An 18,568-nucleotide genomic window follows, 5' to 3' on the forward strand; every position below is an offset into this window, starting at 1 on the left:
CCGGGTGATTCACACCGTAGCCCCGGCGGCTCCTCAGGCCGGGTATGCATGAGTTTGCGTCGCTTTGACCGTCGCCCACACCTGCGCGCCCGGGTGCAGGTCCAGTTCGGCCGCTGCGACCGTGGTGAGGTCGGCGGCCAGGGGGATTTCGCCGGTGAGGTCGGCGCGGATCTGGTCGCCGTGGGTCTCGAGGCCGGCGACCTGACAGCGCCAGAGGTTGCGGGCGCTGGAGCCGGTGGGGCGGTCACGGTGGAGGGTGACCGCGCCCGGCGGGAAGGCCACGAAGGCCGGTCCCGAGAGGACTTCCGAAGTGGTCACGGAGGGGCCGGCGTCGAGCCGGACCGTGTGCCCCTTGGCCCACCCCCGGTACAGGTTCAGGCCGACCAGCTGTGCGATGTAGTCCGTACGCGGGTGCCGGGCGATGTCGGAGGGGGTGCCCTCCTGGACCGCCTCGCCGTGCTCGATGACGACGAGCCGGTCGGCCAGCACCATGGCGTCCAGCGGATCGTGTGTGACCAGGACGGCGACGGCCTCGAACTCGGACAGGTGGCGGCGGAGTTGGGCACGCACCTCGAGGCGGGTACGGGCGTCGAGGGCCGCCAGCGGCTCGTCGAGGAGCAGCAGCCGGGGACGGGTGGCCAGGGCGCGGGCCAGGGCGACACGCTGGGCCTGGCCGCCGGAGAGACGGCGGGGCTTGGTGCCGGCACGGTCGGCGAGGCCCATGCGGCCGAGCCACTCTGCGGCCTGCGCGCGGGCCTCCGCCTTGCCGACCCCGTGGCAGCGCGGGCCGAAGGCCACGTTGTCCAGGGCGGTCAGGTGGGGGAAGAGCAGATAGTCCTGGAAGACCACGCCGACCGGGCGGGACTCCGGCGGCGTACGGTCCAACGCGGCACCGTCCAGCCGCAGATGACCGCCGGTGAGCGGGACGAGTCCGGCGAGCGCGCGCAGGGCGGTGGTCTTGCCGGCACCGTTCGGGCCGAGAAGCGCGACGACGTCACCGGGAGCCGCTGTCAGGGCGACGTCCAGGCGGAAGGAGCCGTGCTCCACGACGAGACGGGCGTCGAGGCCCTGGCCGCCCGAGGCCCGGGTGGTGAGGCCGACGGTGGTGTCGTCGAGGTCGGTCATGAGGAGATCGTCCAGGATCCGGGAGGTGTCGTCACGACGTCGTCATCCAGCGGTCCCGCAGACCGGCCAGCACCGCGATCGACACCGCCAGCAGGACCAGGCTGAGCGAGATCGCCGCTTCCGGGTCGTTCTGCAGCGCCAGGTAGACGGCGAGGGGCATGGTCTGGGTGCGGCCGGGGAAGTTGCCCGCGAAGGTGATCGTCGCGCCGAACTCGCCCAGCGCGCGCGCCCAGGCCAGCACCGCGCCCGCCGCGATGCCCGGCGCGATCAACGGCAGGGTGACCCGGCGGAACGCGGTGAAGCGGGACGCGCCCAGGGTGGTGGCCGCCTCCTCGTAACGCGGGTCGGCGGCCCGCAGGGTGCCCTCGACGCTGATGACGAGAAACGGCAGGGCCACGAACGCCTCGGCGACCACGACGCCCGCCGTCGTGAACGGCAGCGTGATCCCGAACCAGGAATCCAGCCACCGGCCGACGACGCCGTTGCGGCCGAGCGCCATCAGCAGGGCGACACCGCCCACGACCGGGGGCAGGACGAGGGGCAGCGTCACAAGGGCGCGGACGAGGCCGCGGCCGGGGAAGTCCGTACGGGCCAGGAGCCAGGCCAGCGGGACGCCGATCACCAGGCTCACCGCCGTCGCCGCCGTGGCGCACACCAGGGACAGCTGGAGCGCCTGCCACACCTCGGCGCTGGTCAGCCGGCCGGGCAGGCTGCGCCACGGCGTCCGGACGAGCAGGGCGACGAGCGGCAGGAGGAGGAAGGCCAGGCCGATCAGCGCGGGCAGGAGGAGGGGCAGCGGTACGCGGGTCCGGACGCGACCGGGCCGCGGACCGCCCTGCAGGGTGTCCGCGGCGCCGGTCTTGCCGAGGGAGGTCATGGCTGCAGGAATCCGGCCTCGGTCAGGACCTGCCGGCCCTCGGCGGACCGCACCAGTGCGATGAACGCCTCGGCCGCCTCGGCGTTGGGTGCGTTCTTCAGCAGCGCGATCGGATAGTCGTTGACGGCCTTGGCCGACTCGGGGAACTCCACGCCCTCCACCTTGTCACCCGCCGCCTTCACATCGGTCTTGTAGACGACCGCGGCATCGGCCTCCTTCAGCTCGACCTTCGTCAGTGCGCTCCTGACGTCCTGCTCGTAGGAGACCGGGGTGAGCTTGACACCACTGGCGTCGAGGGCCTTCTGGGCGGCGGCGCCGCAGGGCACCGCCCTGTCGCACAGGACGACCTTCAGGCCGGACTTGGTGAGGTCCTTGAGGGAGGAGACCTTGTCGGGGTTGCCGGGCAGGGTGGCGATCTCCAGCTGGTTGCGGACGAAGACCACCGGCGTGGTCGCGTTGTCCCCCTTGTCCGTCACGATCCCCATGGTCTTGGCGCTGGCGGCGGCGAAGACGTCCGCGGGGGCACCGTCGGCGATGCCGGCGGCGAGGGTGTCGCTGCCACCGAAGTTGAAGGTCACCTTCGTGCCCGGGTGGGCCTTCTCGAACTCCTTGCCCAGGGTCGTGAAGCTGTCCTTGAGGGAGGCGGCGGCGAAGACGGTCACCGTGCCGGAGAGTCTGGGGGAGGACGATGCCGAGGAGCCCGACGAGGACGAGGAGGAGTCGTCGGAGGAGGAGCAGGCGCTCAGGGCCAGCAGCGCGGCGGCGCCTGCGCCGGTCACCTGCATCCTCCGGCGGGTCCGGCGCGCGGAACGGGTCTTCACGGATCTACTCCTCTGGGTCTCCACGGAAAAGCTGTCGCGCCCTTCCACGGCCCGTCGACGACCGTGTTGTGGTGATGGTACAGCCGCATATGCGAGGTGTGGATGTCCTGTCTCATTGCATGAGCCCGACGATCAGGGCTTGTGAGTTCGTATATGCGATTCTACGGCGCCTGGGCCCGGGCACCGTCATGCGGGAGGCGATGGTGACCGGAGGTCCGCCCGCCCGGCCCGGCTGACCGTGGCGGACCTGCCGGCCTGGCCGCAGGCCAGGTGCGGGTGTGTGCCGGGCCGCTGCTGTTCGCACGCCGGTCCGGGCCTCGATCCCGCGCGGCACAAGGAGCGGCTGCGCTTCCTGATCGCCGTGACGGGGGCGGACGGCCATCGTGCCCTGCTGTCGTGGGCGGAGATCAGTCCCGACTTCGGGCGTGCTCCGGTCCTGCTCGGGGCCGGCATCGACGGCGCCCGCTCGACGGGCGACGGACCCCGGTTCGTCCTGCCGCAGGATCGGTGCGGAGACCGGTGCATCAGCGGGATTCGACGCGATACGCGTGGACGGCGGACAGGAGCCGGGGCGCCCATGTCCCGTTGCCCGGCAAGATCCCGGCCCGTACGTTCGCAGTCATGGTGGATGACGAATCGACGCGTGCCACGCGGCTGCTCGATGCCCAGGCGAAGGCCGCGCTGCTCTTCGCGGAGGTCGAGGAGCGCGGGCTCGTCGCGCCGGGGGAGGGGGAGCGGGCGGTCAGCGACAGGATCCGGGACCTGGCGAACGAACTGTTCGGCACGACCCGGCACTGGCACAAACGGATCGTGCGTTCCGGGCCGAACACGCTCCTGCCGTACAAGGAGAACCCGCCCGACCGCGTGATCGGCGCGGACGACATCGTGTTCGCCGACTTCGGGCCGATCTTCGAGGAGTACGAGGCCGACTTCGGGCGGACGGTCGTCCTGGGCGGCGATCCGGTCAAGCAGCGGCTGCGCGACGACCTGCCCGAGGTGTTCGCGGCCGGGCGGCGCTTCTTCGAGGGCGATCCGGAGACCACGGGACAGCGGCTGTACACCGAGGTCGAGAGGCTGGCCGCGGCCGCGGGGTGGGAGCTCGGCGGCTGGCACGCCGGGCACCTGGTCGGCGAGTTCCCGCACGAGTGGATCGAGGGCGCGGACGTGGAGTCGTACATCACGCCCGCCAACGACACCCCGCTGCGGCGCACCGACCGGGCGGGGCGAACCTGCCACTGGATCCTCGAGGTGCACCTGGTCGACCGGCAGCGGGGCTTCGGCGGCTTCTACGAGGAGCTGCTCACGCTCGGTTGATCAGACGCGGTCGATGTGTACGTTCGTCGACTTCACGCGGGCCGTGGCCTCCATGCCGACCTCCAGGCCCAGTTCCTCGACGGCCTCGCGGGTCAGCAGGGAGACCAGGCGGTGCGGGCCGGCCTGGATCTCGACCTGCGCGGCGACGTCGCCGAGCTTGATCGCGGTGACGATGCCGGGAAAGGCGTTGCGGACCGAGGTGTACGGGGTGTCCTCGTCGCCGCTTCCGGACTTGGCGAGTTCGACGCAGAACGCGGCGAGGGCCTTGCCGTCGATGAGCCGGCGGCCGGTCTCGTCGCGGTGGGTCGCCACCCGGCCGGCGTCCGCCCAGCGCCGCGTGGTGTCCGGGCTCACGCCGAGCAGCCGCGCCGCCTGGCCGATCGTGTAGGACTGCATGCGAGTCACGATAGGGCCGCGGGGAGGGAACAGCGGATGAGGGGTGGCCCTGGGTGTCTTGAGGGGCGAACCGCCGCCGGTGTCAGCCCGTGTGGACGCGCGGCCGCCGGGCGCGGTCCGGTTCCGCCTCGCGCAGGACCTCGCGGGTGACCGGGGCGACCTCGCCCTGGCCGAAGAGGAAGAAGCGCAGGAAGTTGGCGAACGGGTTGCCCTCGGTCCACTCGAAGTAGATGTGCGGGGTGCAGCCGGTCGAGTCGCGCACGTGGAGGAGCAGCGCGGCCAGGGCGTTGGGGATGGAGGAGGACTCGAGAGTGAGCACCCGGTAGCGGTTGTGCAGGACCTCACCGCGCACGATCAGCCCGGCCTCGAACTCGGACGGGTCGGTGACCGTCACCTCGACGAAGACGAAGTCCCCGCCCGGGATGTCGTTGTCCGCCTGGATCTGCTCGATCTTGTCGCGGTACTCGGCCTTGTCCCGCCGGTCCGGCTCATTGGCGATGAACCGTATCTTCCGGCTGGACATGTCACGGACGAATCGTTCCGCCATGTCGTCGAGCGTCACGCTCGTCACGCGCAGCTCGAAGGCGCGGGCGAGCCGGGACAGCAGTGAGACCAGGATGATGCCCGCGATGAAGCAGGCGCCGATCTTGACACCGTCGGGGCGCTCGATGACGTTCACCACGGTGACGTAGAGCAGGACCGCGGAGACGGTCGCGAAGCCGATGGCCCAGCTGCGCTGCTGGGCGCGGCGGGCGGCGATGGTCACCGCGATCGCCGCCGAGGCCATCAGCACCAGGACGCCGGTGGCGTAGGCGCCGCCCTGGGCGTCGACGTCGGCGTCGAAGATCCACGTGACCAGGAAGGCGATCAGGGTGAAGACGATCACCATCGGGCGGACGGCGCGGGCCCAGTGCGGGGCCATGCCGTAACGGGGCAGGTAGCGCGGCATCAGGTTGAGCAGTCCTGCCATGGCCGAGGCACCGGCGAACCACAGGATCGCGATCGTCGACACGTCGTAGACGGTGCCGAAGGCGCCGCCCAGATAGTCGTGCGCCAGATAGGCCAGCGCACGCCCGTTGGCCGGGCCGCCGGGCTCGAAGTCCTTCTCCGGGATCAGCACGGTGGTGATGAAGCTCGTGGTGATCAGGAAGACGCTCATGATCAGAGCGGCGGCCGTCAGCAGCTTCTTCGTGTCCCGGATGCGACCCTTCGGCGCCTCCTCCGTGTCGCGCGGGTCGCCCTGGACGTGGGGCATGACGGCGACGCCGGTCTCGAAGCCGGAGAGGCCGAGGGCCAGCTTCGGGAAGACCACCAGGGAGACGCCGATCATGACGAAGACGTTGCCGTGTTCGGCGGTGAGCGCGTTGGACCAGTCGGTGACCACGTGGCCGGCGGTGATCACGTGCCACAGGCCGACGGCCACGACGACCGTGTTGAGTCCGAGATAGACCACGACCAGGGCCACGGCCACGCCGATCGCCTCGAGGAAGCCCTTGAGGAACACCGCGCCGAGCAGGGCCACGAGGATCAGGGTGATCAGCATCTGCTTGTCGTGCAGGGCGCTGTTCAGATGCGGGTTCTCGACGAGGTGGGTCGAGGCGTCCGCGGCCGACAGGGTGATGGTGATCAGGAAGTCGGTCGCGGCGAAGCCGAGCAGGGTCAGGACGAACAGCTTGCCCTTCCAGAAGGACAGCAGTCGCTCCAGCATCGCGATCGAGCCCTCGCCGTGGGGGCTCTCCTCGGCCACGCGCCGGTACACGGGCAGGGCGCCCGCCAGGGTGACGATCACGAGCACGACGGTCGCGATGGGCGACAGGAGACCAGCTGCCAGGGCCGCGATGCCCGGCTGGTAGCCGAGGGTCGAGAAGTAGTCGACACCGGTCAGGCACATGACCCGGTACCAGGGCTGGCCCTTGTGCGCGGGCTCCGCCTCGGCCTGTGGACTCGGCTGACCGTGACCCTTGCCCATGTCGGACAGGCCCTCCAGCATCCAGGCGCGCAGGCGGCTGGGAGGAGGGTGTTCGGTCGTGGCCATCGGCGTGCTCCTGATGTGCGGCTCAGCGTGCGGTTCCGGCCATCACGCGGACGGCCGCACCAGCGTAAGCGGAGAGTGACGTCTGGGCCCATGGATCACGGCGCGATACGCGTCAAGCTTCCGTTAAGACTCGGCCCGATGGGGTGTGGGCTGTGGCCAGGACCGGGGCGTATGGGGGCATCGGGGTCGACCGGGCCGCCCAGGGAAGGGGCCGTCGGTGGTCCCGGTCGGCCACCCAGTGTCATGGGCGTACGGCCTCTGCCGGACGCGAGCCCCTCGCGAGCGACCGGCCTCCGGGACCCTTTTTTCCGTCCCTGCCCGTCGAGGCCGGTCGGCGGCGACGCTGTTCTGGTGTCGCCGCAGCCGGCCGACGCCGACGCAGGTGGCAGAACGGCACCAGCACCGACGGGTATCGAGGCCCACCGACATCGAGGCGGACCCTGTTGCGTAATGTTCGTTGATCAAGTCGAAACTTTCGCCAGCTCGAAGGGCCGGCGCACGTGCGGGCGTACGAGAACCCGCCGCCGAGGGCTTCCATGCGGGCGGCGCGCCCCGGTCGCGGTCGTGTCCCCCTGATCCCAACTGCCCGGAAGCGTGGACAGGTCGGTGGTGAATTCGCTGCGTACAAGGGCTTGCCACCCATCGGACGCTGTCTCTAGGGTGCGGCAGCAGCGAAGCTTTCTGTGTTCACGTCGAAACTTTCGTACTGCCCCTGTGGACGGATGTGAACGAGCCGTCCCGTACCTCAAGGAGCGCATGATGGGCGACCCGGCACTGTCCCGCCGCGGCTTCCTGGCGGCCTCCGCCGCGGCCGGTCTGAGCATGACGGCACTGAGCGGCTGCGGCGGCGACTCGGACGGAGGGTCGTCGGGGACGACCACGATCGAGTGGTGGAACATCTCCACGACCCAGCCCACGAAGGACGTCTGGGCCGGACTCGCCAAGAAGTTCGAGGACCGGAATCCCAAGGTCAAGATAAAGATCGTTCAACTCGAGAACGACGCCTACAAGTCGAAGATGACCGCGCTGACCGCCTCCGGGAAGCTCCCGGACATCTTCCACACCTGGGGCGGCGGCGTCCTGAAGCAGCAGGTCGACGCCGGCCTCGTCGAGGATGTCACGGACCGCACCAAGGCGTGGGCCGACGGTCTCCTGCCGGTGGCGAAGCAGCCGTACATCCTCGACGACAGGGTGTACGGCATCCCGTTCGACATCGGCATGATCGGCTTCTGGTACAACAAGGCACTCTTCAAGCAGGCCGGTGTCAGTGCGCCCCCCACCACCTGGAACGGCTTCCTCGACGCGGTGCGCAGGCTGAAGGCGAAGGGCATCACCCCCATAGCCCTCGCGGGCAAGGAGAAGTGGCCCGGCATGTACTACTGGGCCTACCTGGCCATGCGCACCGCGGGCGCCGACGCCCTGCAGAAGGCCAACGACGACAAGGACTTCACCGGGGACGACTTCGTTCAGGCCGGCCAGCACCTCCAGGACCTCGTCGACCTCCAGCCGTTCCAGAAGGGCTTCCTCGGCGCCGCCTACTCCAGCCCCACAGGCCAGGCCGCCGCCGTCGGCAACGGCAAGGCGGCGATGGAACTCATGGGCCAGTGGGCCCCGGTCGTCGAGGCCGACGCGGGCAAGGGCCTCGGGGCCGACCTCGGCTTCTTCCCGTTCCCGGCGGTCGAGGGCGGCAAGGGCACGATCACCGAGGTGTTCGGCGGAGGCGGCGGACACGCCCTGCGCAAGGGTGCCCCGCAGGCCGCCGTCGACTTCCTGAAGTTCTTCGCCTCCGAGGCCACCGACCTGGAACTCGTCAAGAAGACGGGCGTCCTCCCCGTCGTACCGGCGGCCGAGAGCGCCATCTCCGACCCCAACATCAAGGCCGTACAGGCGCAGTTGAAGGGCGCCACCGGCTTCCAGCTCTACCTCGACCAGGCGTACGCGCCCGCCGTCGGCCAGGAGGTCAACGACAGCGTCGCCGCGCTCATCGCCGGATCCAAGTCGCCGAAGCAGGTCACCGAGTCGATCACGAAGACCGCGAAGGAAGAGCAGTAGTCGCCGATGACCTCCACGTTCCTTCCGGACAAGCGGACCGGGCCCGACAGCGACGTGCCGCCCCCGGCCGTCGCCGCGGCCCGGGGGCGGGCCCGCCGACGCGCGTTGAACTGGTTCACCGCGGTCGGCTTCCAACTGCCCGCCCTGGTGCTGTTCATCGGGCTCGTGCTGCTGCCGATGATGTTCGCGCTGTACGCCGCGTTCTTCCGCTGGGGCGGCTTCGGCATGCCCTCCGACTACATCGGCGCGGACAACTTCACCCGGCTCTTCGACGACCCCGTCTTCCTGGGCGACCTGTGGCGCTGCCTGATCCTCGTCGTGCTGTCGCTCGCCCTCCAGTTGCCGTTCGCGCTCGCCATGGCCGTCCTGCTCAACCAGCGGATTCGCGGCCGGGCCTGCTACCGCATGCTGTTCTTCGGGCCGTACGTGCTGTCCGAGGCCATCACCGGCGTGCTGTTCGGCATGATCTTCGCGCCCGACGACGGCCTCGCCGACCATCTCCTGGGCGGCATCGGCCTCGACGGTCTGGGCGGGGAGTGGCTCGCCGATCCCTCCATGGTGATGGCCACCCTCTTCCTGGTCATGACCTGGAAGTACTTCGGCTTCCACATGATGCTCTACCTGGCCGGACTCCAGTCCATCCCCGCCGAGTTGACCGAGGCGGCACTCATCGACGGCGCGGGCCCCTGGCAGCGCTTCCGCAACGTCACCCTGCCCCTGCTCGCGCCCACGCTCCGCATCAGCGTCTTCCTGTCCGTCATCGGGTCCATCCAGCTCTTCGACCTGGTGTGGGTCGTCACCCAGGGCGGCCCCGACCACCACTCCGAAACCATGGCCGTGACCATGTTCCAGTACGGCTTCAAGCGCTACCAGGTCGGCTACGCCAGCGCGATCAGCGTGGTCATGTTCGGCATCAGCCTCGTCTTCGCCCTCACCTACCAGCGGTTCGTGCTCCGCCGCGACCTCGAAGGGGCCACCACGACCATGAGGGGAGACGGGAAGTGACCCGCAAGACCGCACGGAACCTGCCGCTGCACGCCGTCCTCGTCGCGGTCGGCGCGGTGATGGCCGTACCCCTGCTGTACGCCGTCTTCTCCGGCTTCAAGTCCACCGACCAGCTCTCCCGCAACCCGATCGGACTGCCCGACCCGTGGGTGACCGGCAACTACACCGGCATCCTCGGCTCGGGCGACTTCTGGCGGCTGATCGGCAACAGCACACTGATCGCGGTGGGCACGACGGTGATCGTCGTCGCGGTCTCCGCGCTCGCCGCCTTCTCCTTCGCCCGGTTCGCCTTCCGTGGGCGGGAGTTGCTGTTCACACTGTTCACGCTGGGGCTGATGTTCCCCTTCGCGGTGGCGGCACTGCCCCTGTTCCTGCTGCTGCGCTCCCTCGGTCTGCTGGACAACCCCCTGGGTGTGATCCTCCCGCAGGCCGCCTTCGGGCTGCCGATGACGATCATCATCCTGCGGGGGTTCTTCCGGGAGATCCCCGGCGAGCTGGAGGAGGCCGCGACGCTCGACGGGTGCAGCTCCCTCGGGTTCTTCTGGCGGGTGCTGCTGCCCATGGCGCGGCCCGCGCTCGGCACCGTCTCGGTGCTCGCCGTCGTCACCAGCTGGAACAACTTCTTCCTGCCGCTGCTGGTGTTCACCGACAACACATGGTGGACCCTCCCCATCGGAGTGCAGCAGTTCCAGGGCCAGTACTCCGCGGACTACGCCCGCGTCTTCGCCTACCTCGTCCTGGCGATGGTCCCCGCCCTCGCCTTCTACTCCGTCGCCGAGCGCCAGCTCGTCGGCGGCCTCACCGCCGGCGCCACCAAGGGATGACCCGCGCCCGCGGACGTACGGCTCACCACCACCCCCGACCGTGAGGAGTCGCACCATGAGCACGACGCGCAGGACCATCCGCTCCCGCACCCGGCTCAGAATCGCCGGGGCCCTCGCCACCGTCCTGGTCGCCGCGGGCATCGCCACCGGCCCGGCGGCCCAGGCCCACGAGAAGCCCCTGACGCTCGCGGACCTCGCCCAGCGCCACGGCCGCTACTTCGGCAGCGCCACCGACAACCCCGAACTCACCGACACCGCCTACACGGCGATCCTCGGCAGCGAGTTCGACATGATCACGCCCGGCAACGGGATGAAGTGGTACGCCACCGAGCCCCAGCAGGGCGTCTTCGACTGGTCCAAGGGTGACGAGATCGTCAGCCTCGCCCGCAAGAACCACCAGAGGGTCCGCGCCCACACCCTGGTCTGGCACAGCCAGCTGCCCGGCTGGCTGACCAGCCGCGAGTGGACGGCCGGCGAGCTGCGGGCCGTGCTGAAGAAGCACATCCAGACGGAAGTACGCCACTACCGCGGCAAGGTCTACGCGTGGGACGTCGTCAACGAGGCGTTCAACGAGGACGGCACCTATCGCGAGACGATCTTCTACAAGACGCTCGGCCCCGGCTACATCGCCGACGCCCTGCGCTGGGCCCACCAGGCCGACCCGCACGCCAAGCTCTATCTCAACGACTACAACATCGAGGCGATCGGCCCGAAGAGCGACGCGTACCACAACCTGGCGAAGGAGCTGAAGGCGCAGGGCATTCCGCTCGACGGGATCGGGCTGCAGGCCCATCTCGCCCTGCAGTACGGCTATCCGACCACCCTCGAGGACAACCTTCGTCGCTTCTCCCGGCTCGGCCTCGACACCGCGCTCACCGAGGTCGACGTACGGATGCTGCTGCCTGCCACCGAGGAGAAGCTGGCGCAACAGGCCGACTGGTACCGGGACCTGACCGACGCCTGTCTCTCGGTGCGCCGGTGCGTGGGGATCACGGTGTGGGACTACACCGACAAGTACTCCTGGATCCCGGCGTTCTTCCCGGGACAGGGGGCCGCGCTGCCGTGGGACGAGCAGCTCCGGCCGAAGCCGGCGTACTTCGCGATCAGGGAGGCGCTGGCAGCCAAGTGACGATGCCACTCCAAGGCGCCCGGCGGCATGCGAGGGGGAGCCCGCCGGGTCGGCCCGGCCCGGCGGTATGGGGCACCGCCGGGCCGGTTGCCGTTCGAAAGCGGCGACGGGCGACTGTGCCGGGGCCGAGCCGGTGCCGCGCGGGCGGCGCGTGTCAGGCCGTCTGCGTCGGCCGCGCGGTCTTCGTGCCTACCTGAAGCGCCACCCCGGTCCGCCATGCGCGCGCCGGCCGGTTGTGTCGGGGGTGGGGGCTCAGGGTGTCTGTGGCGGGGTGCCGTGTTCGTGGCTGTTTGTGTCCGGTTCGTTGTGGGGGTTCCCGGCTGGGCCGGCGGTGCTGGGTGCGCACGGGTTCGGGGCGGGGGTGGGGTGTGTGCGTCCGGGTCGGCGGTGCGGGCTCAGGGTGTTTGTGGCGGGGGTGGTGTGTTCGTGGCTGTTTGTGTCCGGTTCGTTGTGCGCGCACCCGGCTGGGCCGGTGGTGACGTGCGCGCTGCCGTTCGGGGCGGCGGTACCGCGTGCGCGTCCCCATCAGCCGGCGGTGCCGTGCTCGACCGGACGACCAGTTCCGTGCCCAACTCGACCCGGGGCGAGTCCGGTTGCTCCTCACGGGTCAGGCGCAGCACCGTGCGGACGGCGAGTTTGCCCATGTCGGCGAGTGGCTGGCGGACGGTGGTCAACGGTGGTGCGGACCACCGTACTTCCGGAAGGTCGTCGAAACCGACCACGCTCACGTCCTCCGGCACCCGCAGCCCGCGCCGGCGCAGCGCCTCGATCGCGCCGAGTGCCATTTGGTCGCTGGCCGCGAAGACCGCGGTCGGCGGCTCGGGCAGGTCGAGGAGGGCGTTGCAGCCGGTGAAGCCGGACTCGGGGTGGAAGTCGCCGGGCACGACCAGGGATTCGTCGACCGCGATGCCGGCACCCTCCAGGGCCGCGCGGTAGCCGTCGAGGCGGGCCCGGGAGCACAGCAGCCGGGGCGGCCCGGCGATCAGGCCGACCCTGCGGTGGCCGAGGGACAGCAGGTGCTCGGTGGCCGCCAGGCCGCCCACCCAGTTGGCGGCGCCGATCGTGGGGACGTCGAGGGCTGGGGAACCCGTCGGGTCGACAACCACCAGCGGAACGCCGAGGACGCGCAACTCCTCGTGCAGGACCGGCTCCAGGGCCGAGGTGACGAGGATGACGCCGTCGGAGGCGCGGGCCCGCAGGTTGCGCATCCACTCGCGGGCGTCACCGGAGCGCCCGTGGATCGCCGACACCACCGTGCCGACGCCGGCCGCGTGGGCGATCTCCTCGACGCCGCGGATGATCTCCACCGCCCAGGGGCTGTCGAGGTCGTTGAAGACCAGGTCGAGCAGAGCGGCGCGGGTGGGGGAGGCCGCGGAGCGCCTGCGGTAGCCGTGCCGGCGCAGCAGGTCCTCGACCCGGGCACGGGTCTGCGGCGACACATCGGACCGGCCGTTGACCACCCGGGACACGGTTGGCACCGAGACCCCGGCCTGCCGGGCGATCTCCGTGATCGTGACCTTGCCCCGGGCCTCGGACACCGCTTCGGCGTCCGCCTCGCGCGCTGCCGTTCCCCACCTCCGTCGCTCCGGGCAGGCCCCGGCGAGACTTCCAGGAGTCTTCCGGAAAACGTGCGGCCGTGGGAAGCCGTCGCAAGGGCAGAGTCGCGGCACTACGGTGCGTGACTGCCCTCGGACATGCGTCGGGGCCGGTTCGCAGCGAGTGTCTGCGGGCCGGCCCCTCATGTCTCCGGGCGGTGTTTCGCGTACCGCCCGGTGGTGTTTCAGGCGGCCGTCACTACCCGGCTGGCGTCCAGCAGGCGGTGCGGGGCGATGATCTGGCCGTCCGGCAGGAGCTCACCGGTGTCCTCGAAGAGGAGAACGCCGTTGCACAGCAGGCTCCAGCCCTGCTCCGGGTGGTGCGCCATGAGGCGGGCGGACTCCCGGTCGGCGGAGGATGCTGTCGGACACGGTGGCTGGTGCTGGCACATGGGTGGGATCTTTCGCTCTGTTGTGATCTGTGAGATGGCTGTCGTGTCTGTTTCGCGGCTCGAAGCTTCGTTCATGGCCGCCCCCCGTTGTGATAAGTCGGTCTGAAACCAGTGTTGCCCCACGGGCGTCAATCCGCAGGGATTTCGCAGCACCGCTTCTCACAGGTTGATGACGCATCGCCCGGGCGGATGGTTCATCCCAACTGGACTGCCACTTCGGGTGGTTCGTGATGGCCGGATGGGGCTAGTCCGGACGAGTCGAGGGCATTTCGAGCTCGTACGAGCGGCGAATTGCTCGTACGAGCATCGCGGTTTCTCAATTGCAGGCCCAGGTGTTCCCGAAACACAGTCGTACCCCGCTACCCGGAATGGGCGGCGAGGTACGAGGTCTGCCTTGAGGCGATCGGTGCCGGATTTCAGGCGGGCGATCCCAGCAACGGCACGGGGGTCACCCGAGTCGTCAGTATCGGGAGCAGTTCGGCGACCCGGTGCGGCCGGTGGGCGGCGATGCCGGGTGGCGCCGGCGCCAGCGGGACGAGCAGATCCGTGGCTGCGGGATGGCCGGTGGCGGCGTCCGCGGTGCAGTCGCCGTGCAGCCAGAGGGTCAGCATGTAGAGGCCCGGCATCGACAGCAGACGGGGCTGGTAGGGCTGCTGCATCGTCTCGGCCTGGCGCAGCGCCCGCTCGGTGGAGGCGATGTAGGGACCCTCGAAGAAGTGCGAGAACACCCAGCCGTCCGGGGTCAGTCGGGTCTCGGCGGCGGCCACCGCGCTGCCGCCGCAGTGCATCAGGAAGCGCCACCCGGTCAGCCTGGTGGCGGAGACGCCCTCGGCGGTGATCCGGTCCAGGACGTGGAGGGGCAGTGGGAGTTCCGGGGTGGCCGGTCCCTGTGCGGTGCGCAGGGAGGGTGTTCGTGCCTCGCGGACCGCGGTGGGGGAACCGAGTGCCGTGAGGACCGTGCGAAGTGCGGGCGCGGGAGCCGGGGGAACATGCAGCGGCATGGTGGGTCGCCTCTCATTCGACAGGCACGGTGGCGCGAGGGCGGGGCGGGGGCGGACGACGCTGTCTGCTCTCGGGGGGTCAGAGAGGCAGGGGCCGGGGTCTGTGAACGAGAGGTGTGGGTGCGGCCTGCCGTCCGTCGCCGTGACGGCAGGTTCCATCGACCGCGGGCGCCAACCTTCTACCTTGTTCGCGGAGTTTATACGACATGTGTTCAGACTGTGTTTCGTCTAGTCGTTTCCCGCGAGCATGGCAAGGGAGCATTCGGTCGGCGTTACGCGGTAATCCTCCCGGTTCCGAACCGGCGGCGTTGCGATGACCTCGGGATATGTGCCGCGGGCGGTCGGCCCATTCTCGTCGGCGTTTTTCACGAGTATCCCACGGGTACTCGAAACTGCGTACTGCCCCATGCCCGGTGAATGTGCCTCTGGGCATGTGCATCAGAGTAGCGGGCGCCGGGTCCGGCCGGGACGTTATCGATGGCTTCGGCTGGGCATCATCCCACCTGACCGGGACACCGGCGGGCGGGTCACCGGCCTGCCCATGCGAGGAGGGACGCTGCCATGGGGGAGAAGGTCGTGGCAGGTGGGTTCGACCTGTCCGATCGCCAGCTCTACCGCGGTAAGCTCCGGCGGTGCCTGACGGGGCTGGAGCGGTTGCTGGAGGAGAAGCGGTTCGACCGTCCGAAGAACCTCATGGGGCTCGAGATCGAATTGAATCTCGCGGGCGCCGACGGCCTGCCGAGAATGCTGAATGCGCAAGTACTCGAGCGGATCGCGAGCCGCGATTTCCAAACAGAACTCGCCATGTTCAACCTGGAAGTCAACATAGCCCCACACCGATTGGGCGGCCGGGTATTCGACCGGCTCGCCGAGGAACTCCGTACGTCCCTGGCATATGCCCATCGAAAAGCCGGTGAACTCGACGCCGGAATCGTGATGATCGGCATTCTGCCGACACTCGACCGCGACGACCTCGTGTCGTCCAATCTCTCCGCCGTCGACCGCTACACCCTCCTCAACGACCAGATCGTGGCCGCGCGCGGCGAGGACTTCGTGCTCGACATCGACGGCGTGGAGCGCCTGACGTGCACGTCCAAGTCCATAGCGCCGGAAGCCGCGTGCACCTCCGTGCAACTGCACCTGCAGGTGACCCCGGGCCGCTTCGCCGACGTGTGGAACGCCGCGCAGGCCGTCGCCGGGGTGCAGATCGCCCTCGGCGCCAACTCGCCGTTCCTCTTCGGGCGCGAACTGTGGCGCGAGTCGCGGCCCCCGCTGTTCCAGCAGTCCACCGACACCCGCCCGCCCGAACTGCAGGCGCAGGGCGTGCGGCCGCGCACCTGGTTCGGCGAGCGGTGGATCTCCTCGGCGTACGACCTGTTCGAGGAGAACCTGCGCTACTACCCGGCGCTGCTGCCGATCTGCGACGAGGAGGATCCCCTCGACGTCCTCGACGAGGGCGGGATCCCGACGCTCGCCGAGCTCGTGTTGCACAACGGCACCATCTACCGCTGGAACCGCCCGGTCTACGGCATCGCGGACGGCGTCCCGCATCTGCGTGTGGAGAACCGCGTCCTGCCCGCCGGACCCACGGTCACGGATGTCATCGCCAACGCGGCCTTCTACTACGGCGTCGTCCGCGCCCTGGCCGAGGAGCCGCGGCCCGTGTGGACCCGGATGCCGTTCGAGGCCGCCGCCGCGAACTTCGACGCCGCGTGCCGGTACGGCATCGACGCGCGACTGGAGTGGCCGCGGCGCGGACGGCTGGGCGGCACGAGCCAGGTCGACGCGGTCAGTCTCGTACGCGAGGAACTGCTGCCGCTCGCGGAGGCCGGGCTGGCGGCGTGGGGCGTCGAACCGGCGGACCGGGAGTTGTATCTGGGCGTGATCGAGGAGCGGTGCCGACGGCGGACGAACGGTGCGGCGTGGCAGGCGGCCACTTTCCACCGGGCGCTGGAGACGGGGCTTCCGCGGGATGCCGCGCTGGCCGCGACCACTCGCAGGTACTGCGAGTTGATGCACCGCGGCGAGCCGGCGCACACGTGGCCGGTGGGGCTGCCGGAGCCGGTCGCGCTGGGGTGAGGGAAGGTTTCGTCAGTCTCCGCCTCCCGGCGCCCCCGCCGCCACGATCGCCTTCAGGATCACCGTGTGGATCTGTGCGGGGTCCGTGACCGACTGGCCGGAGCCGCCGGTGGCCCTGGCTATCTGCTCGGCCTCCCCCTTGTCGGCGTCGGGACCCACGGCGATCATGATGAGCGGGACCGGACGCTCGGGGCTGGTGAGTTTCCGGAGCTCGGTGACGAGGGTGGTGCGGGAGATGCTGCCCGGGTCCTGGTTCACACCGTCGGTCAGCACGACCAGCGCGTTGAACTTGCCCTTGACGTAGGAGGAGGTCGCCGCCTTGTACGCGGCGAGCGTGGTGTCGTACAGACCGGTCGCTCCGTTGGGGATCGCGCGCAGACCGCCGAACGCCGACGACAGCTTGTCCCGCTGTGTGCCGCTGCCCGCGCTGTCGCCGAGCCGTTCGGTCGGCACGAGCACGCGGTAGTCCCTGTCGCCGTCGAGCTTGGTGGAGAACATCCACAGGCCGATCTCGTCGTCCGGAGTGAAGGTGGCGAGGGCTTGGAGCAGCGAGGCCTTGGTGACGTCCATCCGCGACTGACCGGTGCCCGGCACCGGTTCCGACATCGACGACGAGGCGTCCACGACCGTGGTGAGCCGCGCGCTCTGCACGGTGATCGTCCATGTGCCGAGCGCCTCCTGCAGCGCGGAGTCCGAGGCCGTGTCCGCCGCCGGCTCGGCGTACGGCTGCGGGCTCTTGCCGCCCGCCTCGGCGACCACTGCCTGCGGGGCGTCCTCGTCGGACGTACGGAAGCCGTGCTTCTCGAGCAGTTTGCGCTGGTCCGGCTGGTGCAGATAGGTCATGAACCGGATTGCGGCCCTGCTCTCGTCGGTCGTCTGCCGCGGCTGGTCGACCAGCACGAACGGGTAGTCGAGCCGGGGTGAGCCGTCCTTCGGATAGAACATCTGCAGTGCGGCCCCGCCCTCGGCGGAGGAGTTGTGGGTGAACGCCGCCTGCTCGGTGAGGATCAGCGCCTGGTTGCGCTTGGGATTGCCCTGCTCGGTGCCCGAGGAGTCGCGCGGCAGCGTGTCCAGGACCTGGGCGTCGCTGTCGGAGGTGCGCTGCGACAGCGTCTTCATCATGGCGGCGGCCTGGGTTTCCGCGCCTTCGACCTGGCCGGCGGCCGTGGTCAGCTGGGCGAGCGCGAGCAGCCCGGTCGCGCTGCGCGAGGGGTCGGCCGCGCCCAGCCGCACGGAGTCGTCCTGCAGGGTGGCGCCGGCCAGCTCGAGCCAGCTGTACGTCTTCTGCGGCCACCCCAGTGCCTTCGCGGCGGTGGGGACCATCGCCACCCCGATGGGCGTGGAGGCGATGTTGCCCACTGGGTCCAGCTGCTTCGCCTTGGCCTCCGCGGTGATCCGCTCGAGCCAGATGTCCGAGTCCGGCACCCACGCCTGCACGCCCGGCGTCCTGCCCGCGGTGAGCGTGTCCGCGACCTTGGAGGACTCGGCCGCCTCGACGGTGACGGCGAGGCAGCGCCCGTCGGAGGTGATGCCGGTGTCGCGCGCCCGCTTCGCCGCGGCCGTCAGGACGGGAGCCACATCGGGGGAGGCGGCCAGCTTCAGCCGCACCGGATTGTCCTGGCAGGAGGATCCGAAGGAGAGCAGCCCGCCTCTCACGGCGGCCGCGGCACCGCCGGCGACGGTGAGGACGAGGACCGTCGTGACGGCCACCGTGCGGCGGCGCGCACGTGGGCGGGGGTCGCTGCCGCCCGCCCCATACTGATCGGGCAAGCTGTGACGTCCCATGACGGTGGTGCCCCTCCCTGTTGAACCTCGTGCCGGAAGACGGCCGTGAGGCAGGCAAGGGGGAGGTACGCCCCGTACGGCGTCCGTCCCCCCAACGGCCTGTCGCGCACGATTTTCGTAACTACTTTCGAGACCCTA

At 70.1% G+C, this 18,568-nt stretch carries 15 protein-coding genes and 1 pseudogene; 7 read left to right on the top strand and 9 right to left on the bottom strand.

Annotation, left to right across the window (positions count from 1 at the left end):
• Positions 1–33 precede the first annotated feature (33 nt).
• The 3 genes from ABZO29_RS37670 to modA are packed head-to-tail and all read right to left on the bottom strand — an operon-like array spanning position 34 to position 2,787.
• On the bottom strand, positions 34–1,125 hold the full coding sequence (locus ABZO29_RS37670; protein WP_367324668.1) for an ABC transporter ATP-binding protein: 1,092 nt from the start codon (positions 1,123–1,125) through the stop codon (positions 34–36).
• A gap of 31 nt (positions 1,126–1,156) precedes the next feature.
• Positions 1,157–2,002: a molybdate ABC transporter permease subunit gene (gene modB, locus ABZO29_RS37675; RefSeq protein WP_367324669.1), complete on the bottom strand. Its 846-nt coding sequence runs from the start codon at positions 2,000–2,002 to the stop codon at positions 1,157–1,159.
• Positions 1,999–2,787, bottom strand: coding sequence for a molybdate ABC transporter substrate-binding protein (gene modA, locus ABZO29_RS37680; RefSeq protein ID WP_367326348.1), 789 nt, complete (start codon positions 2,785–2,787; stop codon positions 1,999–2,001). Before modA ends, modB begins: the two co-directional genes overlap by 4 nt.
• 268 nt (positions 2,788–3,055) lie before the next feature.
• Between modA and ABZO29_RS37685 the strand changes: the two are divergent.
• Together ABZO29_RS37685 and ABZO29_RS37690 are read left to right on the top strand one after the other, a co-directional pair.
• Positions 3,056–3,455 (top strand): annotated as a pseudogene (locus ABZO29_RS37685) (hypothetical protein).
• Entirely contained in the window at positions 3,445–4,137 is a 693-nt protein-coding gene (locus ABZO29_RS37690; RefSeq protein ID WP_367324670.1) for a M24 family metallopeptidase, read from the top strand. Before ABZO29_RS37685 ends, ABZO29_RS37690 begins: the two are co-directional and overlap by 11 nt.
• On the opposite strand, the gene ABZO29_RS37695 is transcribed toward ABZO29_RS37690, so the two are convergent.
• Both ABZO29_RS37695 and ABZO29_RS37700 read right to left on the bottom strand, forming a co-directional pair.
• Complete coding sequence (locus ABZO29_RS37695) at positions 4,138–4,533, bottom strand: molybdopterin-binding protein (RefSeq protein WP_367324671.1); 396 nt, start codon at positions 4,531–4,533, stop codon at positions 4,138–4,140.
• An 82-nt stretch (positions 4,534–4,615) separates the two neighbouring features.
• Positions 4,616–6,568, bottom strand: a complete 1,953-nt coding sequence (locus ABZO29_RS37700; RefSeq protein ID WP_367324672.1) for an amino acid transporter — start codon at positions 6,566–6,568, stop codon at positions 4,616–4,618.
• Positions 6,569–7,327: 759 nt separating this feature from the next.
• On the opposite strand from ABZO29_RS37700, the gene ABZO29_RS37705 reads away from it, so the two are divergent.
• The 4 genes from ABZO29_RS37705 to ABZO29_RS37720 are packed head-to-tail and all read left to right on the top strand — an operon-like array spanning position 7,328 to position 11,578.
• Positions 7,328–8,620 (top strand): extracellular solute-binding protein, encoded by a 1,293-nt coding sequence (locus ABZO29_RS37705; RefSeq protein WP_367324673.1) that lies wholly within the window; start codon positions 7,328–7,330, stop codon positions 8,618–8,620.
• A 6-nt stretch (positions 8,621–8,626) separates the two neighbouring features.
• A complete protein-coding gene (locus ABZO29_RS37710; RefSeq protein WP_367324674.1) occupies positions 8,627–9,625 on the top strand; it encodes a carbohydrate ABC transporter permease in 999 nt (332 codons plus the stop codon).
• A gap of 59 nt (positions 9,626–9,684) precedes the next feature.
• Positions 9,685–10,449 (top strand): carbohydrate ABC transporter permease, encoded by a 765-nt coding sequence (locus ABZO29_RS37715; protein WP_367326349.1) that lies wholly within the window; start codon positions 9,685–9,687, stop codon positions 10,447–10,449.
• 55 nt (positions 10,450–10,504) lie between these two features.
• Complete coding sequence (locus tag ABZO29_RS37720; RefSeq protein ID WP_367324675.1) at positions 10,505–11,578, top strand: endo-1,4-beta-xylanase; 1,074 nt, start codon at positions 10,505–10,507, stop codon at positions 11,576–11,578.
• A gap of 395 nt (positions 11,579–11,973) precedes the next feature.
• On the opposite strand, the gene ABZO29_RS37725 is transcribed toward ABZO29_RS37720, so the two are convergent.
• The 3 genes from ABZO29_RS37725 to ABZO29_RS37735 all read right to left on the bottom strand — a co-directional run bounded on the left by ABZO29_RS37725 (position 11,974) and on the right by ABZO29_RS37735 (position 14,566).
• A complete protein-coding gene (locus ABZO29_RS37725; protein ID WP_367324676.1) occupies positions 11,974–13,116 on the bottom strand; it encodes a LacI family DNA-binding transcriptional regulator in 1,143 nt (380 codons plus the stop codon).
• A gap of 242 nt (positions 13,117–13,358) precedes the next feature.
• Positions 13,359–13,565, bottom strand: a complete 207-nt coding sequence (locus tag ABZO29_RS37730) for a DUF5999 family protein (RefSeq protein WP_367324677.1) — start codon at positions 13,563–13,565, stop codon at positions 13,359–13,361.
• A gap of 416 nt (positions 13,566–13,981) precedes the next feature.
• On the bottom strand, positions 13,982–14,566 hold the full coding sequence (locus ABZO29_RS37735) for a hypothetical protein (protein ID WP_367324678.1): 585 nt from the start codon (positions 14,564–14,566) through the stop codon (positions 13,982–13,984).
• A 561-nt stretch (positions 14,567–15,127) separates the two neighbouring features.
• On the opposite strand from ABZO29_RS37735, the gene ABZO29_RS37740 reads away from it, so the two are divergent.
• On the top strand, positions 15,128–16,645 hold the full coding sequence (locus tag ABZO29_RS37740; protein ID WP_367324679.1) for a glutamate-cysteine ligase family protein: 1,518 nt from the start codon (positions 15,128–15,130) through the stop codon (positions 16,643–16,645).
• A gap of 12 nt (positions 16,646–16,657) precedes the next feature.
• On the opposite strand, the gene ABZO29_RS37745 is transcribed toward ABZO29_RS37740, so the two are convergent.
• Complete coding sequence (locus ABZO29_RS37745) at positions 16,658–18,430, bottom strand: substrate-binding and VWA domain-containing protein (protein ID WP_367324680.1); 1,773 nt, start codon at positions 18,428–18,430, stop codon at positions 16,658–16,660.
• Between the last annotated feature and the right edge of the window lie 138 nt (positions 18,431–18,568).

The organism is Streptomyces sp. HUAS ZL42 (assembly GCF_040782645.1).
Taxonomy (GTDB): domain Bacteria; phylum Actinomycetota; class Actinomycetes; order Streptomycetales; family Streptomycetaceae; genus Streptomyces.